This is a genomic window from Liquorilactobacillus sucicola DSM 21376 = JCM 15457, from assembly GCF_000612445.1.
Lineage (GTDB): Bacteria > Bacillota > Bacilli > Lactobacillales > Lactobacillaceae > Liquorilactobacillus > Liquorilactobacillus sucicola.
This window is the reverse complement of the sequence record NZ_BALC01000003.1, coordinates 316,389-332,908: the sequence shown is the minus strand read 5'-3', so window position 1 is coordinate 332,908 and position 16,520 is coordinate 316,389. Positions and strand designations below refer to the sequence as shown.

Here is a 16,520-nt window from a genome sequence, read left to right as displayed (position 1 = left end):
GGATAATTTTGACTTAAGGAACCCTTTTGTACAAAATAAATAGAGGAGCTAGGTTAAAATTTAACTTTTGACCCAGCTCCAACATTAAAATACACTGCTAAGTTTATCAGTTTATTTGAATGCTAGATTCATGTTCTTCGATTAAAAATAAACCCGCACTCGAATAAGTGTAACAAAATCATTTTTTTAATCAAGTTTTTTTGAATTCAAACAAAGCAGTCTAAATCTATTTAATTATTTTTTTATTCTCTAAATTCGCCTTCAATAATATCATCGTCATCATCCCGATGATTGGTATCACCCTTTTCGGGCATCACAACAGCTGCAATGATATATACTAAAAGGCCCAAAAAAACATTTCCTGGAAAAACGATCAGCAATGCTCCGACAATTCTCGTCCATGACTTGTCCCATCCAAAATATTCAGCCACTCCTCCAAAAACACCTGCAAAGACCTTATCATCAGATTTAGTTAATTTCTTTTTCATAGTCCAATCAATCCTTTCTATTTAACTTCATTATCGCCGTCAATCGTTGATAATTTTAAAATATCAGTCGTTTTGTTATTCCATGTCAGATCACTTTCTGAACTGCGCTCAAACAGTCTATTGTTCCCATCTGATGTTGTTAAGCGGTAACCGCCTACTTGAGAATTTTCGACACTATTATCACCGTCACTATTGCTGACGCTGTAAGAACCGCGCACCTTAACTTGCTTGGCTGTAAAATCACCATCTTGCATTTCAAGTCGGCCACCATTTAAAGTCGTCTCTGTATAACTAACATCCCCGTCTTGGTTCCGTGCTTCAACTTGTTTGAGCTCCCCATTTTTCATTACTAGGTCACCATCATTTTGTGAAATCGTTCCTGAGCCTAGATGTACTTCATTGAAAGCCACATCGCCGTCAGCCACATCTATTCTTGCCTTAGCAACAGTTGCCTGCGTAAAAGCGATATCTCCGTCACTGCTGGAAAGTTTTAGACTATTTATTTTTTGATCATCCACTTTCACATCTCCCCCTCCAGATTTTGCATCCAGCTCATTCAAGGAAGTGTTTTGTGGAACACTGATAACTATTCTTCCTACGTCATCACTATCGTCATTATAGCTGAAACCAAGATGGAATTCATTAAATCCACTCTCAGCTTGCTTCACGATCAGCTTTTCCTTTTCTACCTTTACGCTCGGCTTATTATTTGACCTGCCGACATATTCCACCGCATACTTGTTCCCCTGCACAATTTCAATATCAGCTTCAGTTGTCCTAACATCAATTTTGGTAAACCTACCAATTTTAGTATACTTCTTACTAACTGTAGTAGCATATTGTTCGACTTTTGGTTTCCAATTATCGAAGCTAACTTCTTTTGACCCATGCATGATCTTCCCTAAGACAAGCAAAAGAAGTCCAATTATCAGAATGAACCAACCCAGCTTAAATGTTCTTTTCATTACTATTCAGACCTCCCTTTGACGTCGCTTAGAAAATCTGCGATACAGATAGCGCGCAAAATTTGCAACAATCTGCATGATTACGCTGCAAAGCCAATATAGCAGTGGAACAGCAACTAACAGGACTCCCAAGGCTGTGAGACCACATCCAAGATAGAACATTCCTACAGTCCAATGTGTGAACAGCAATAAGGCACCAGTGTAGAGACACATTGCCATAACCACGATCAATGTTGCTAAACCAGCAACTGCAACAATGGCAGCAGTTAAGATTGCAACCATGATTAATAACAGGAGAACTCCACCAATTCCAAGCGTCATTGGTGCAGAAATGATCGCTAAAATTATTATCCAGATCATTTTTGAATTAGATCGCGGAGAAGTTTTTTTATTCTTTTGTCGGTTGTCTTCATCAACTTTGATCGAGTGATCTGCTAAAATTTTACGGCTTAATTGTCTAGCAGTTCCTAGTTTGCGCTCGATATCTTCTTTTGTCTGCAAACCAGCATCCTCTATATATTCACTATAAAAATTTATTGCGTCATCTTTTTCTTCAGATGTCAACGGGCTCAAATAGTGTTCGAGCTCGCTAAGATAACCGTGACTGGCTTTCATTGTCCATCCCCCTTTGACGATACTAAAAATACTTTATCCAGACTTTGTTTGTAGTTGGTCCACATTTCCAGCACACGTTTGAGATGCTGTTGCCCCTCGACCGTGATTTTGTAGTAGCGCCTATTTCTCCCCTGATACGCCTGATCGTATGTTGTTAGATATCCATTGCTTCTTAGCCTTCGTAAAACGGGATACATTGTTGACTCCGAAATACTAATTGCCTTCTGCATATCCTGCGTCAAAGCATAACCATAATAATCTTTTTTGTTTAACAAAGCTAAGACCAACCCGTCAAGCAGATCTGCTGTCACCTGAATTTTCATCGTATCCCTCCCATAAGACATTTTTATTCTCTATCACATTTATTATCAACAATATTATATGCTATATAGTATTATATTTGAGTTAAAAAGGCAAGTATTGTTTTACTGTTTGTTTACCTAAATTAATTATCTTGCAAAAGTATCTATGGCTTTTTTGCCCCCAATAAATTAATCGAATAAGCTCTTTCTGATTGGCTTGTGAATTCCAAGAATCACTCAGCTCCGTACCATTGATCTTTGTTAACTTTTGATAGGTAAAACGAACACTTACCAGAACATTACAAGGTTGCTTTATCCTCGCTCTCCTTTAATAGCGCATCTCTTAGTCATTCGCTTGATTTCTTCCAGTCTATCTTCAGTCAATTTAATACGGTTCAAAATAAACACTTATAACATAAAAAAATAGGAACTGTGCCAAAAGTTAAATTTTGGCACAGTTCCTATTTTTATTCCGTATAAACGTGTTCCATAAGTCAAATTCTATCTGTATTCGCAATCCATTTAACATCAAAATCCATCAACTACTGCCACATTCACTTATTTATAACTTGAATACATGCAATAACGTATTTCATTTTTTGTCATTAACACTCAGAGTTTTTAAACTCATCGCCTTTTTTAGAATTGAAAAAGGCTACGCTGATTTCACTTACACATCATAAAAACAATATACCCGCGTCTTCGAATAAAACCTTACTTAAGCGACATTCACTTAGAAAAAATGGTGTATAAGCCTGCGAAACGACTTATTAAAAATAGTTTTTTCCATAATTTCCTTGCGAAATGTGACACATTCAATAAGAGTACCCAAAGAAATAGAAATCAACACCATCAAAACTACTAGATATATTACCTGTTCGACTGAAATCAACATTGGTAGCCTCCCTGTTTTAAATCATCTCCTCTTTTAAGGTACACCTAACTTTTTTGTTTTGCAAATCTAAATACGCATTTTTTTAATATTTTTACTTACTTTACCTATACTGCACGCCAAAAAACACATTTTTATTTAAAAATTTTCGACAGCTTCAATAGTGTAGTTAGCACTGCCACTTAACAATTTAGATACTGGGCAACGTTTCTCAGCCAATTTAACAAATCTTTCTGCAGTCTCTAAATCAACACTTGGGATATGGACACGTGCTTTAACTAGAAACTCCAGCCCTGTCGTTTTTTTTACCATCGTGACCTTCACCCGAACCTCGGAAGTATGTCTTAAACCACGTTCACGTTCTATTGCCTGAATCGTCGCATTCATACAAGTACTAAGAGAAAGCCCCAGTAACTGCTCCGGATTTGTCCCGGGCGCTTTGCTACGCGGATTACTGATCTTGAGCTTTAAAGCATTTTCGACATAGGTATAGCCGTTAAGTCCATCTTTGTTTACTGCTTCAGTTTCATATAACATACCTTCTTCTGCCATAACTGCACCTCTTCCTTTGTTTGTAAAGCAACTTCACTTATAATCTTACTTTAGCTAAAAAAATCTAAGAGGTCAAAAATTTCAGCTTGTACAAAATATAATTACGGAGATAATCATCTGCGTTTAACATATACATTTACGCTTGTAGCCTCTGTACTAGACTTCTTTTAATTCAAAACTAACCATGCTAGAATTAGACTTGAAAGGTGGAGTGTTAAGTGGAAGAAAAAATATTTACCCTATTGAACGAACAAATCAACAAAGAGTTTCAATCGGCCTATATTTATTTGGATTTTTATAACTTCTTTGAAGAAAAGTCTTTAGACGGTTTTTCAAAATGGTATAAAGATCAGGCAAATGAAGAAATGGGCCATGCCTGGAGGTTCATTAATTATCTGCATGACAAAGACCAGCAAATTAATTTGGCTCCTATCGAACATAATTCTCAAAAGTACAGCTCTGTCAAAGAAATTCTTGAAAAAGGTCTGAAGCATGAGCAGTACATCAGCGACTGTATTCGTACTATCTATGCTCAAGCAAATGATGTTAAAGATTTTGAAACAATGAATTTCTTAAATTATTTTCTTTCTGAGCAAATTGAAGAAGAAGTTAACGCACGAAACTTGATTGCCAAGTATAACTTTGTTGGAGAAAGCGGTGTTTTAGGCATGAACGGGCTTCTTCAAACCAGTACAGATCATGAAGGCTAGCCTCTAACTAACAGCTGCAACATTCATGTCGCAAAAAGAACCAGAGCAGAATTTACTTTTGGGGACATATGAAGTGCCTCACAATCCTTAGACTCCTTGTCTAACTATTATGAAGCACTTCAACATACCTCATCTGCTCCGGTTCTTTTGTTTTAGTTTTGCATTATTCGTGTCACTGTATTCCAATTTTTCTGTTTGAAAGTAGTTTGTGCATAGTCACTCATTGACTATGTTTGTATTCACACTTAGACTTTTTTTGGTTCAAGTCTTCTTTGGAAAAAGCCCAAAACCAAGTCCGAAATGATTGCCATCATTGCAGTCGGTAGTGCCCCTGCAAGAATGATCGCACCGCCATTGGTTGCATTGGTACCACGGACAATAATGTCACCTAACCCACCTGCACCGACAAAGGCGCCTATCGCAGTAATTCCAATAGCAACAACCAATGCATTTCTGATACCTGCCATAATAACCGACATCGCCAAGGGAAGCTCTACCATGTAAAGAATTTGAAAACTGGTCATTCCCATACCCTTGCCAGAATCGAGAATCGTTTTATCTACACTAGCCATTCCAGTATATGTGTTTTTTATAATTGGTAAAAGAGAATACAAAAAGACCGTGAAAATAACTGTGTTAACTCCTAAACCCAGCCCTAGCATAACAATAGACAACATTGCAAGGGAGGGCACTGTTTGTATAACATTAGCAACACTAATAACAAACGCACTTAACTGCCGCTTACGAGCAATTATAATTCCAATCGGTATCCCAATGATCGCTGCCAGTAAAACACCATAAATCGATATCAGAAAGTGCCGTACAAACTGGCTCAAAACATATGACCCATTATTAACCAAGTAGTACCAAAACTGCTCCCAGGTATTTAAATTAGCCATTTCCTTCACTCCCCCCTAAAATACTGATGCTTAGCTAAAAATTGTTGTGCAACAACTGATGGCTCTAAGAGATCATTGTCGACCTTATAGTTTAATGACTGCATCGTCTCCAAATTTATCTTTCCATCTAAGCGATGCAAAACAGAGGCCAGTTTGGGGTACTTTTTCAATAAACTATCATTAACTACCAGTGAGCAATCATACGGGGGAAAGAAACGTTTATCGTCTTTTAGTATTTTCAAATTATAACTTTTGATGCGCCCATCTGTCGAATATCCGAGCACTGCCTGCATTTTGCCTGCCTCAACCGCGTCATACACTAATCCAATCTGCATTGGATAGACTCTTTTAAAATCAAAGGCATACTCGCGCGCAAAATCTTTATATCCATCACCGGGACGATTCATCCAAGACGTGTCAACACCGGCATTCATATTTGAAGCGTACTTGCCTAAATCTGATATTGTATTGATATTATACTTTTCAGCTGTTTTCTGTGTCACCATAAAAGCATAAGTATCTGCGAACCCATAGGATGGAAACCAAGTCTGATCATACCTTTTCTTAAATTCCCTTTTGACAAGCTGCGTAGCTTTTTGCGGATCTTTGGTCACTGGTAACTGTAAGGTACCTGTTATATCAGTCCCTGTGTAGCGAGTTGCCGAAATATCTGCATCACCGCGAATCATTGCCTGGTGGGCAACTGTGGTGGATCCAAGATTGCTGACCAAAGCTGTTTTATACCCTAATTCATGATTGATTAACTCTGCAACAATATTAGCCATAATCTGCGACTCAGTCGAACTTTGCGATGCAATGCGAATTGCATCTTCTCCCGAACCGCTGACTCCAGGAAACGAACAGCCTGTCAGAAGAAGTAAAGTACCGCTAAAAAGCAACACTAGTTCTAGAAAAATTTTTTTAGTTATTTTAAGCATACTCCGCCCTCCTACGATCGTTGACTAACAGGAGTCAGCCATTTTTCTAGTTTACCCAGTAAGTAGTCGGCAAGAAGCGCTAAAATCGTAACCGGCACTGTGCCCCCAATAATCAAATCAGGCTGAAATAAGTTTAAGCCATTGAATATTAAGTCTCCGAGGCCCCCTGCACCAATATATGAAGCTAAAGTCGCCCAAGCAATAACATAGACAGCCGATAATCTGATTCCAGCCATGATAACTGGTATTGCCATTGGAATTTCCACTTTTAAAATAGACTGGAACGCGGTCATCCCCATGCCCTTAGCACTATCCTTCAGAATAGGATCAACATCTTCCATCCCAATATAAGTATTTCTCAATATAGGCAAGAGCGAGTAAATAAATAAAGCAACAATCGCAGGTATTTTACCGATTCCAAATATTGGAATCATAAGCGCTAGGAGCGCTAATGATGGCACTGTTTGCAACATACTTGCAATCCCTATTATGATTTTAGCTGTTTTAGCAAACCGCGTTAGCAGTATTCCCAACGGAACTGCGACAATGATTCCTAGTGCAAGGGCCAGTCCAGAAATATAGAGCTGCTCCCACGTCTTAGTTATCAGTTCCCCGCCATGCTGGTTCAAAAAGTCGAACATAGTCTACACCTCCCTAGCATTTGAGGCAGCACCTGAACGACTCGTGTTTTCATTTTTTTCTGAACCAGACTCTCCTCCATCATCAGAATCGCCCCAAATCGTGTCATAAACCATATCAACAATTGCCGCACGTGTCACGATTCCACGTAACTTGCCATTTTTATCCACAACCGGTACATACTTCAAACCGCGTTTTAGAATACGATCGACCGTATCTCTTAATAAGGTATCATCAACAACATAGAAAATTTTGGTGTTCAAAATGTCAGAAACGCTTGTCGCATGCCGATAACTAGTATTCAAAGTTTCAATGTCAATATACCCCTTCAAATAGTCATCATCATCGGTCACCAAAAGTGTATCCACTCTACGTTGCCTCATTAACCGCACCGCTTCACTTAAAGAACGTCCAGGCGTAATGGAGACTGGATTTTTGAGCATGATCTGACTAACCGTTGTTACATCTGCACGTGCTTGCATGAGCCGATCTTCACCAATCAGATCCTCCACAAAATCATTTGCTGGATGTTGCAATATTTCACTAGGTGATGCATTCTGAATTATGTGTCCGGAATCCATAACAACTATCTGTGTTGCTAACTTAAGTGCCTCGTCCATATCATGTGTAACAAAAACAACCGTTTTCCCTAATTTTTCTTGTAAATGCTTAACAAGTTCTTGCAGGCTTTCACGCGTAATTGGGTCAAGCGCTCCAAATGGCTCATCCATCAAAATTAAATCCTGATCAGCAGCCAAAGCCCGAATAACCCCTACACGTTGCTGCTGTCCACCAGATAGCTCAGAAGGATAGCGATCCAAGAAATCTTCAGGCAATTCGACCAGTTTAATCAGTTCCTTAGCTTTCTTCCGTCTCTTCTCCTCTGGCCATTTTAGTAATTTGGGGACTAACGTAATATTTTCATAAATAGTCATATGAGGCATGAGCCCAATATTCTGAATAACATACCCAATTCGACGCCTTAGCTTTACAGCATCAGTCTTATGTATGTCCTCTCCGTTATACAATATTGTTCCACCACTAGGTTCAAGCATTCGGTTAATCATACGCATTGCAGTCGTTTTCCCTGACCCCGACCTGCCGATGAAGCACACAAAATCGCCTTTGTTGATAGTTAAATTTATGTGTTCCACCGCAATATTGCCGCCACGATAAACCTTTTTAACATCCTTAAAAACTACGATCGGATTTTCTTTTGGCATACGGAACCTCCATAAGCAAGTATTTAGTACCTCGATTTTATTCTAACATATTAAGCTAAACAGCGTATTTGTTAAGCTTTTACGCTATTTTTTTACTAGCTGTATATGGCATAAGCATTAGTCTTGGAAGATCAAGCGTTTAGTGTACTGTTTTCTAATTTTGAATGACATTAATTCGTATACAGCAAAGTGCAGAGTATAATCTTTAATCTACTATTGTTTGAACAAGTATTTCCTTCTGACTTTTACTACATTGTTTTTACCCAAGCCAGATCTCATCAAAATAAAAAACGACCTACCCCAAACGGGATAGGTCGCAGTGATAGCTTGCACTAATAAAACCATCAAGTATCTTTTAGCCATGGTGAAAGCTAACCATTTATATGATGACTCATAGCGCAGACTCATAATAAGGCTTTTACTTTACGTTTACGCTTTGATTCTAACAGACTGGCTCATGTTGCTATTTTTAATTTCAATCAGCAGGAGATACTGTTTGTTTTTTTTACACTCGTTTAGCCACGGGATCAGTCTTGGAGAGGCTCGGTAGTATCCGGCCCATCAATTTGGAGACATGATTTTCTTGGTCCCTCAAGTCATGCCGCAATGTTTCAGTCTCTCCCTAGCCAACCGATAAGCCGCATGTTCTTCACAATCTCCCCCTTGGAAAGAGAGCGATAGACAAAGGGATTTGACTTATAGGACACGTTTATCCGAAACAATAGCAAAAGCTGGGTTAAAATGAAGAATATCTCAAAAGTTAAGTTTTGACCCAGCTCCAAACTATTCCATTAGAATAATCCTAGAATGCTCCGCCACCGGATCCGCCGCCAAAACCGCCAGATGATCCACCACTAAAGCCACCAGAGTCTCCGCTTGCTGAAGTTGAATTACTTGTGATAGCGCTCGTAAAACTGTTGTTAAATGCTGTTTCAAAGTTGCCGGTCCCTAAAATAAAGATCGGATAATAACTGCCAAAATTCGTTTCTAATTCTGCAGTGGAAAAATTAGTCTGCAACTCTTTGATAACTTTTTTTGCCAGACCAAATGCTACAGCATATGGTAATATCTGTTCCCACAAGATAAGGTCGCCCACCTTTTTCATATCAAAACGGCCAACATCTTGCAGCATTTTCTTAAAACATAACAGTCGATATAGTAGTTGCCATCCAGACTTAGAATACTTAGGCCTTTTTTTGCGATAAAAATGGCAAACTACAATATTTACTATCAGCGCCAGCAAAAGTAGCCAGAATACCCAAGTATTCCAGAAAACAACCATTGTCACTACTAGCAAAGAGCTGCTGCCGAGTGTTGACCACAAAGCTATTGTTCGTAGCTTGGCATTGACTGCATCGTGATATCCAGATTTTCGTGCCTGTTTAAAGACCCTTTTCCGCCATTCGGAAAAAGAATTTTGCAGTTTTGTGCTGTTTCTCTGCCTTTTGCCGAATTTATTCAGCTGTTTGAGCGAAAACTTACTTCCATCACCGACCTCGTTGAACAAGACTTTCAATAATTTATTTTCTTTCAGTAGATTCTCTTCAAGAAGTACTACCTCATAATCATCTTTCTTAGTTCCTGTTTTCTTAATCGCTATTTTTTTAGCAGCCGCAAGTTCCAGCAGGTATGCACTAAATGTCTTCGAATTAGGCTGGTCATCCTCAATGATTGCCTGAGTAACTTCCGCCGAATACTCGGGGATTTCATACGAATGAACCACAGGTGGGAGCGGTTTTTGCGGATTGCCTGGATTACGCCAGCGCCACAGCCACCAGCCACCAACGCTCAACAAGCTCAGACCCAGCAGCAAATATTTTATAATAGTACTCCGACGTTCGCTGCGCTTACGTTTCTCATTAGCTTGGCGAGCCAATTCCGCTTCCTGCCGCTGCACGTTTTTCTTAATACTTTTATTGACCCTATTAGGATTATCAGGTGTGACATTGTTTGGGAACAATAGGTGACTCTCAACAAATTGATTTTCAGGGTTTTCATCCAACTTAATCAAAACCTGCCCTGCCGTTCTTTTGACAGTCGTTTGTCCATCTAATTTTCCATGTGTCCATCCCTGCAGCTCTTTAATATTCTTTTGCGGTAACTGAATTTTGATTAACACGTTTTTCAGTGGAACATCCCATTTTTCCCCAATTATTTTCCAATTCAATTCAGCCGTATCCTTATAATTAGTTACAACACCATGTAACAAGTAGTGATACGTAAAGGTTGCAGTTTCATCAGAAATAGCATGGAAAAGCTTAATCTTTAAATTGTCTTCAGTCTGTTCCAATGTATATGTATTATTATCTCCAGTACTTGACTGATTCATGTTTATCGTTGTTCCGTTCTGCACTGCAGAAACATTGATGTTTGAAACACCCTTGATTCCGCGAAGATCTTGATTGTAATAAACACCATGAAAATCGCCATCAAAATCATAAGTAATCTTTTGTGTTAGTTCAGCATCTCCATTTTTTAAAACATTGACATCCACGTGATACTGCGTAATTTCATAAGTATCATCGGCTTGTGCCGGCGTAATAAAAAATAATAAAAAACCACACAGTGCCATAAGAAAAGATAATACGCAAGCCTTGTTCTTCATCTCTTATCCTCCACCATAATTTTTCATGCCACCAGAAATCACAGTGCCATGGTCTTAATATCTATTCTTAATGTACCATAAGTCCACAGCATTAACTAATAGACTTCATTATAAGAGTTACTTTGTTACAACGATTCTAGACAATTTTTTGTGCAAAACAAAGAGACTAGGTTAAAATGAAAAATACCCAAAAGGTAATTTTTAACCTAGTTCCTCTGTTTATTCCTATAATCGTTTTATAAGTCAAAATTCTCCGTCTACTTCGAATTACTCGCTACGTTTATAATTTCGCGTCAACACTCAAAGCTTACCAACTCTGTACTGCTTGTTGTAAGCCTTTTATTATGCACATCACCATATTCACTAATTAGTTTATTGTGTAGCCTAAACAGTAGCAGTTCTATATATAGTGAATTACTAACCCACTTAACTTTAAATTTCCCTTTAAGAGGACAGTCGGTCCATCTTCAGCGCTAGGTCTGCCCTTTTCTTCAATCCCAGCTAAAAACGAATTCACCCGATCTTCTATTCTCCATTCTCTTGGAACATAAAATTCCACACCACTAAAGGAAGCAGTAATGTTAATTTCCGCGTTGTCTTCTTTAATTATTGTATTGTCAAAATAGACTTTCATGCCAGCAGCATATACATCAATATCTGCTCTTTTAAAATTCTGTGCTTGAACATATTGAATACTTGAGTTCATACTACCACTCAACTGGGTATAAGAATCGTCGTTTATTGTCGCTTCCTCAGTTTTGTCGGTTGCACGTCTGTGTCTATATCTATCAATTCTCCAACCCGTCCCAGCGTGAAAAAGCAGTGACAACCCGACACTTACTAAAAAAGCTGATCCTAATATCGTCCATGGAACTAAATGCTTAATACCCAACGGTTCCGCATAGACCATACATAAAAATGCAACTGAAAAAATCATCCCCGTTATGGTTTTATGAACTAAACTTTGAATAAAAGCTGCAATTAAAAACAGTGTTATAATAATGCTCCAAAAACTAATTCGTGCACTGACCCACCCCATTTGACTGGCGACCAGCAAGACTGCACTCAGTAGAAAAAAGATGCCCCAAAACCATCTTTGTTTTTTCATACATTTTTCCCCTTTTCTTCCATTCGTTTTCTTAACTCCCTGTAATACTTTCTAGAAACATAAATTTGTTTGTAAGAATTTTGGAATTGAATAAGTCTGTTAGACACGGAATGAGTCAATGAAAAAATTCTGTTTACATTTAAAATCGCTGATTTTGAAACTCTTATGAAATCAGAAGGAAGCATATCTTCTAATTCATACAAACGATATTTGACTACATAAACATCGTCCGTAGTATGTGCATGAACTTGGCGCCCATTTGTTTCAAAGAAGAGAATATCGCCAACATTTATGCGGTATTCCGTTCTCCCTTTATAGAATAAAAGAGAGCATGTTTCATTTTTAGCACGCAGCATTCGACTTAACTGTACTATTTCTTCAGAACGCTTTGGAGCACGGATTACAACTTCTGTTTCTTCCAAACTATCATCAATATCAATCGTTATCTTCATAGCCAATCCCTTTCACACTCTCAGTAGAACACATTTTGAATGCTGGGTAAATAAATTAAGTGCAAGTGGTATATCCTGTTGCGTAAGTGGCACAACTTGAATCCTTGTTAAAAAAAGGTACCTTTTAAGCAGCGTCTTTTTCTTTTAACTTTCCCTTAATAATATTCTTTCGCCAATGCAGACAAAGGCCGCACGCCATCCCAGCTGCGGTGGGAAGAATCCAGCCAAAACCCTGTCCTGAGAACGGTATGTACTGGTGGTAACCCTCCAAAACAACACTAAACAAATTCCTTATCAACAGAGGTGCAGCATTTATACCATCCAAAACTGCAGCGGTACCTGTAAAAAGCAGGGTTGAGCGGTAAACAAGGGTATCAAGTTTGAAAAAAGCACTAAGCAATGAGAGCAAAATAAGTGCCATCGCTAAAGGATAGAGAAACATAAGTAACGGTGTAGCCCACGCTATTATTTGCGTTAATCCCATATTAGAAGTACAAAATGATGCTGCTGTCGTAAGGATAAGAAAAAAATTATAACTTATTTTTGGAAAAATACTGTGCATATCTTGTGCAAAGGAAGTTACCAATCCCAGCGCGGTCGTAAAGACAGCCAACGTTCCCATTACTCCTAAAAAAGCAGTCCCGAAAGAACCTAAGTAGTGCTGTGTGATTTGTCCTAAAGCAATTCCACCATTCGCTGAAATTTTAAATTGGCCTAAACTTGCTGTCCCTAACATGATCAACCCGATATAAATTATTGCCTCAACCCCCATTGCAAGCGTTCCTGCTTTTATCAAAGAACCTGCAATCTGTTTTGGATGAGTAATTTTCAAAAAACTAAGTGCTTTTATAATTGTTATTCCAAAAGCAAGCGTTGCTAAAGCGTCCATCGTGTTATAACCTTCCAGAAAGCCATTAGCAAAGGCCGAAGTTTGATAGACCGTAGCGACATCCTGATGTAAATTTCCCATAGGTTTACTTAGCCCGATGAGGAAAATAGTGAATAGCAATACTAAAAATAGTGGATTGAGCCACTTTCCAATATAACGAGTAAGATGTATTTCATTTTGTGCAAAAAGATATACAAGTATGAAGAAAATTGCAGAGAAAAGCAGTAAACCAATTGTTTGATATTTCGCTGGCAAAACACTCGCAAATGACAGTTGAAAAGCAGTCGAAGCTGTCCGTGGAGTTGCAAACAGCGGTCCTAAAGATAAATGCGTCACTATCAGGAAAAAGGCTCCAAATTTTTTACCGGCTGGGGCACTGAAATCGTACAAACCGTGACTCTTGGACACGCCTAATGCTATCAGCGCAATCAATGGTATTAATGTTCCTGTTACCAAAAATCCTAAAGAAGCGGGAATCCACTTGCCTCCTGCTAGTTGACCTAGATGGACAGGAAAAATCAGATTGCCCGCTCCAAACAGCATTCCAAATATTAACGATGCTATTAAAATAGTCCCTCTAAAATTCAACTTGTTTTCTTTCATAGTAAAAATCTCCCTCTCGTAATTAAAAGTTTTACAGTTATTTTAAGTCTTAAAATTTATTTTTTATCATCTTCCCCTGTTATTGTGGCAACAAAAAAACGCCCTCGAAATAATTTCAAGGAGCTCTTAACGCGGTACCACCTTTATTACCAGGTTACATCTCTAAAATAGACTGTAAAACCTGATCTCTCATGCGCGGCTCTTAGACTTCAAAGAGCGATGCATTGGCACTTTAATGGGTGCGCACATCGGCAACTAAAGCTTTTGCTTTTCGTTACCGCTACTCAAAGACTACAAACAGCACTCAACTAGATATTCTTTCACCTTTATGAATATTCTCTATACAAGCCGACGATACTGTTCCTTCTTCTCAACGTATCTTACTCGATTATTAAGTTAAAACTTATTATTCTGTAAAACGCATCAAAAGTCAAGTGATATTTTTACAAAAACGGGCGTGTAATATTCGTCAAATTCTGTGCTCGCACAGTAAGAAGCTGGGCACTGAAATATATTAATTCGCATACTGTAAACTTACAACAAGAAATTGGGAAATAATGTAACCTTCGTACCCATTTTACTCAAAAATCAAAAATACTAGCCAGCTTATTTTTTTTAAAAATGTGTTTCACTCGGCTTTTCCTTTTAAATCAAGAATCTCAATCTGTGTATTCACGTTAAGTTCTGGATAGTCTCCTTTTTCGACATATAATGTCCCCGGTAACTCGGCCACAGTTGTTCCGGTAAAACTAATCGCGATATGTCCCAAGTTTGTGAGATTATTTTGGACTTCATTGCCAACTGCGGTGATCTTATATTTTTTCCCATCTATTGCCAAGAGCATTCCTGTAGTGATATTCTCGTCGACTCTATTCACATCAATAATGTAGCATGAAGAACGCAATGCATCCGGGGCCTCATTTCCAAATAAGATTAACATCTGGATATCTCTAAATCCTTTTGCTTCACTGCCGACTTCATTTACCTTTGTTTTGTACACAATCTTTTCACTTGTTTTCATTCTCCTCATCTCCATCTAAAACTACTATTTACCTGCATAAAGTCCAAAACTAGCAAGCCATGCAACAAAAACACGCGGAACACCATTCAAAAATCTTGAATACAGGACTGACGGAACACCAACCTCAACTGTTTTCGATTCGGCTTCCTCTAAACCAAGACCTACGGGAATAAAATCACAGGCATTCTGTGTGTTGATAGCGAACAAAGCCGGTAATGCAAATTGCGGAGCAATATTACCCTTCCCTATTTCAACTCCGATTAGCGTTCCAATAACTTGACCGATTACTGCGCCAGGCCCTAATAACGGTGACAAAAATGGCAACGAACATATGAACCCCATAATCATCAATCCCCAAACATTACCCGCTAATGGTGTCATTAACTTCGCAAATATTTTTCCGATTCCAGACCCTTGTATAATACCGATCAATAGTGCCACAAAAGCCATAAATGGGATAATTGTATTAATTACCGTTTGGACTGAATCTTTAGCCGCTTGATTAAAAGTGGCAACGACTTTGCCGGCTCCAATGCCGATCTTAGCGATAAATCCTTTGTGTTCCATCTGTTGTGTAATCGTCTTTTGACTATCATATTTAGACTCGGAACTTGCAGTTTCCGTATCTGTTTCCGTTTCATGCACAGCGCCTTGCTCATCAGTTGCAAGTTTGATCTGGTTAAGACCAACATTAGAGACATAAAGCTCAGGCGTAATAAATTTTGCCAATGGACCACTTTTTCCTGTTGGTAGAACATTGACTGTGAGGATTCCCTTTTTAGGATAGATTCCACAACGTAAAGTTCCACCACAATCAATAACCGCCAGCGCTATTTCATCATCTGGAATAGATGTTTTAAAACCATCAATAGCTTCCATACCGGTCAAATCAGCTATTTTATCCACAATATTTGGCTTATTACCACCTGTCACATAAATAAATTTATGCTTTTGTTTTGTCGGAGTAATGATCAGTGGTCCACCCCAACCGCCTGTACCGCGCTCTATTTTTATGCTTTTCCATGCCATAGTTGCTTCCCCCTTAGTCTTTTTCAATTATTTGGATAGGTTGACTTCCTTGGAGAGTTTAACACCGCTTGTCCGACAAACATATGCAGTAGTATAATCCGTGACCCAGCCCCCGATAAAATTCATAATCAACCCGACGAGCAAATACCGGATCGCCAAGTCCATACTATTCAAACCAAGTTTTTGAACTCCTTGGGCAATCCCTAACCAGATAAATAGTTCGCCGGGATTTATATGTGGAAACACACCATTACTAGTATGATTAAATTGAGCCAACGCTGCGTAGTAACTCGGTTTATAAAACTCTGGCATAAAACGTCCTAATGTAAAAGACATTGGATTTCCTAACATGAAAGCTGCTAGAAAAGGTAGTAGCATATACCGCGTAAAAACATTCTTTGAAGAAGATTTGGCCAGTTTTTCCATTCTTTCTTCTCCCAAAAAAGCAATTATAGTGTTCATCAAAACGAGGAGCAGCAGCACCACTGGCACGATTGAAGACATCCAACCGATAAAAGTTTTGGCACCCGTTTGGAACAAGCCCATAAACCCCGAGGCAAAATCAGTAATATATTTCATCTTTTGTCACT

The 16,520-nt window shown here is 38.6% G+C and carries 17 protein-coding genes; 1 reads left to right on the top strand and 16 read right to left on the bottom strand.

Annotation, left to right across the window (positions count from 1 at the left end):
• Window positions 1-242: 242 nt before the first annotated feature.
• The 5 genes from JCM15457_RS06905 to JCM15457_RS06885 form a co-directional block, all read right to left on the bottom strand.
• Complete coding sequence (locus JCM15457_RS06905; RefSeq protein ID WP_034988678.1) at window positions 243-488, bottom strand: PspC domain-containing protein; 246 nt, start codon at window positions 486-488, stop codon at window positions 243-245.
• 17 nt (window positions 489-505) lie between these two features.
• Complete coding sequence (locus tag JCM15457_RS06900; RefSeq protein WP_034988677.1) at window positions 506-1,453, bottom strand: DUF4097 family beta strand repeat-containing protein; 948 nt, start codon at window positions 1,451-1,453, stop codon at window positions 506-508.
• 6 nt (window positions 1,454-1,459) lie between these two features.
• Window positions 1,460-2,068 carry a DUF1700 domain-containing protein gene (locus JCM15457_RS06895; RefSeq protein ID WP_034988676.1) on the bottom strand — a complete coding sequence of 203 codons (609 nt, stop codon included), beginning with the start codon at window positions 2,066-2,068 and terminating at the stop codon, window positions 1,460-1,462.
• Window positions 2,065-2,391 carry a PadR family transcriptional regulator gene (locus JCM15457_RS06890; protein WP_034988674.1) on the bottom strand — a complete coding sequence of 109 codons (327 nt, stop codon included), beginning with the start codon at window positions 2,389-2,391 and terminating at the stop codon, window positions 2,065-2,067. Before JCM15457_RS06890 ends, JCM15457_RS06895 begins: the two co-directional genes overlap by 4 nt.
• A gap of 1,009 nt (window positions 2,392-3,400) precedes the next feature.
• Window positions 3,401-3,814 carry an OsmC family protein gene (locus JCM15457_RS06885; RefSeq protein ID WP_034988672.1) on the bottom strand — a complete coding sequence of 138 codons (414 nt, stop codon included), beginning with the start codon at window positions 3,812-3,814 and terminating at the stop codon, window positions 3,401-3,403.
• 218 nt (window positions 3,815-4,032) lie between these two features.
• Between JCM15457_RS06885 and JCM15457_RS06880 the strand changes: the two genes are divergently transcribed.
• On the top strand, window positions 4,033-4,524 hold the full coding sequence (locus JCM15457_RS06880) for a ferritin (RefSeq protein WP_051993326.1): 492 nt from the start codon (window positions 4,033-4,035) through the stop codon (window positions 4,522-4,524).
• Between the two features lie 245 nt (window positions 4,525-4,769).
• Here JCM15457_RS06880 and JCM15457_RS06875 read toward each other — a convergent pair whose 3' ends face one another.
• The 11 genes from JCM15457_RS06875 to srlA all read right to left on the bottom strand — a co-directional run bounded on the left by JCM15457_RS06875 (window position 4,770) and on the right by srlA (window position 16,509).
• A complete protein-coding gene (locus JCM15457_RS06875; protein WP_034988671.1) occupies window positions 4,770-5,423 on the bottom strand; it encodes an ABC transporter permease in 654 nt (217 codons plus the stop codon).
• A 5-nt stretch (window positions 5,424-5,428) separates the two neighbouring features.
• Window positions 5,429-6,361, bottom strand: coding sequence for an osmoprotectant ABC transporter substrate-binding protein (locus JCM15457_RS06870; RefSeq protein ID WP_034988670.1), 933 nt, complete (start codon window positions 6,359-6,361; stop codon window positions 5,429-5,431).
• Between the two features lie 11 nt (window positions 6,362-6,372).
• The gene (locus tag JCM15457_RS06865; RefSeq protein ID WP_034988669.1) at window positions 6,373-7,002 is read right to left on the bottom strand and encodes an ABC transporter permease; all 630 of its coding nucleotides are present in this window, start codon (window positions 7,000-7,002) and stop codon (window positions 6,373-6,375) included.
• Between the two features lie 3 nt (window positions 7,003-7,005).
• Window positions 7,006-8,223: a betaine/proline/choline family ABC transporter ATP-binding protein gene (locus JCM15457_RS06860; RefSeq protein WP_034988668.1), complete on the bottom strand. Its 1,218-nt coding sequence runs from the start codon at window positions 8,221-8,223 to the stop codon at window positions 7,006-7,008.
• Window positions 8,224-9,025: 802 nt separating this feature from the next.
• Window positions 9,026-10,828, bottom strand: coding sequence for a DUF2207 domain-containing protein (locus JCM15457_RS06855; protein ID WP_034988667.1), 1,803 nt, complete (start codon window positions 10,826-10,828; stop codon window positions 9,026-9,028).
• Between the two features lie 400 nt (window positions 10,829-11,228).
• Window positions 11,229-11,936: a LiaF transmembrane domain-containing protein gene (locus JCM15457_RS06850; RefSeq protein WP_034988665.1), complete on the bottom strand. Its 708-nt coding sequence runs from the start codon at window positions 11,934-11,936 to the stop codon at window positions 11,229-11,231.
• Window positions 11,933-12,388 carry a LytTR family DNA-binding domain-containing protein gene (locus tag JCM15457_RS06845; protein ID WP_034988664.1) on the bottom strand — a complete coding sequence of 152 codons (456 nt, stop codon included), beginning with the start codon at window positions 12,386-12,388 and terminating at the stop codon, window positions 11,933-11,935. Before JCM15457_RS06845 ends, JCM15457_RS06850 begins: the two co-directional genes overlap by 4 nt.
• Window positions 12,389-12,512: 124 nt before the next feature.
• On the bottom strand, window positions 12,513-13,880 hold the full coding sequence (brnQ, locus tag JCM15457_RS06840; protein WP_034988662.1) for a branched-chain amino acid transport system II carrier protein: 1,368 nt from the start codon (window positions 13,878-13,880) through the stop codon (window positions 12,513-12,515).
• A gap of 628 nt (window positions 13,881-14,508) precedes the next feature.
• Entirely contained in the window at window positions 14,509-14,901 is a 393-nt protein-coding gene (locus JCM15457_RS06835; protein WP_187325792.1) for a PTS glucitol/sorbitol transporter subunit IIA, read from the bottom strand.
• Between the two features lie 24 nt (window positions 14,902-14,925).
• Window positions 14,926-15,930, bottom strand: coding sequence for a PTS glucitol/sorbitol transporter subunit IIB (srlE, locus tag JCM15457_RS06830; protein WP_034988660.1), 1,005 nt, complete (start codon window positions 15,928-15,930; stop codon window positions 14,926-14,928).
• 27 nt (window positions 15,931-15,957) lie between these two features.
• Window positions 15,958-16,509 (bottom strand): PTS glucitol/sorbitol transporter subunit IIC, encoded by a 552-nt coding sequence (gene srlA, locus JCM15457_RS06825; protein WP_034988657.1) that lies wholly within the window; start codon window positions 16,507-16,509, stop codon window positions 15,958-15,960.
• Between the last annotated feature and the right edge of the window lie 11 nt (window positions 16,510-16,520).

Coding starts and splice junctions, on each gene's coding strand:
- srlA (WP_034988657.1), bottom strand. CDS start 16,509: ATGAAATATATTACTGATTTTGCCTCGGGGTTTATGGGCTTGTTCCAA.
- JCM15457_RS06845 (WP_034988664.1), bottom strand. CDS start 12,388: ATGAAGATAACGATTGATATTGATGATAGTTTGGAAGAAACAGAAGTT.
- JCM15457_RS06895 (WP_034988676.1), bottom strand. CDS start 2,068: ATGAAAGCCAGTCACGGTTATCTTAGCGAGCTCGAACACTATTTGAGC.
- JCM15457_RS06865 (WP_034988669.1), bottom strand. CDS start 7,002: ATGTTCGACTTTTTGAACCAGCATGGCGGGGAACTGATAACTAAGACG.
- JCM15457_RS06900 (WP_034988677.1), bottom strand. CDS start 1,453: ATGAAAAGAACATTTAAGCTGGGTTGGTTCATTCTGATAATTGGACTT.
- brnQ (WP_034988662.1), bottom strand. CDS start 13,880: ATGAAAGAAAACAAGTTGAATTTTAGAGGGACTATTTTAATAGCATCG.
- JCM15457_RS06835 (WP_187325792.1), bottom strand. CDS start 14,901: ATGAAAACAAGTGAAAAGATTGTGTACAAAACAAAGGTAAATGAAGTC.
- JCM15457_RS06905 (WP_034988678.1), bottom strand. CDS start 488: ATGAAAAAGAAATTAACTAAATCTGATGATAAGGTCTTTGCAGGTGTT.
- JCM15457_RS06870 (WP_034988670.1), bottom strand. CDS start 6,361: ATGCTTAAAATAACTAAAAAAATTTTTCTAGAACTAGTGTTGCTTTTT.
- srlE (WP_034988660.1), bottom strand. CDS start 15,930: ATGGCATGGAAAAGCATAAAAATAGAGCGCGGTACAGGCGGTTGGGGT.
- JCM15457_RS06875 (WP_034988671.1), bottom strand. CDS start 5,423: ATGGCTAATTTAAATACCTGGGAGCAGTTTTGGTACTACTTGGTTAAT.
- JCM15457_RS06890 (WP_034988674.1), bottom strand. CDS start 2,391: ATGAAAATTCAGGTGACAGCAGATCTGCTTGACGGGTTGGTCTTAGCT.
- JCM15457_RS06850 (WP_034988665.1), bottom strand. CDS start 11,936: ATGAAAAAACAAAGATGGTTTTGGGGCATCTTTTTTCTACTGAGTGCA.
- JCM15457_RS06860 (WP_034988668.1), bottom strand. CDS start 8,223: ATGCCAAAAGAAAATCCGATCGTAGTTTTTAAGGATGTTAAAAAGGTT.
- JCM15457_RS06885 (WP_034988672.1), bottom strand. CDS start 3,814: ATGGCAGAAGAAGGTATGTTATATGAAACTGAAGCAGTAAACAAAGAT.
- JCM15457_RS06855 (WP_034988667.1), bottom strand. CDS start 10,828: ATGAAGAACAAGGCTTGCGTATTATCTTTTCTTATGGCACTGTGTGGT.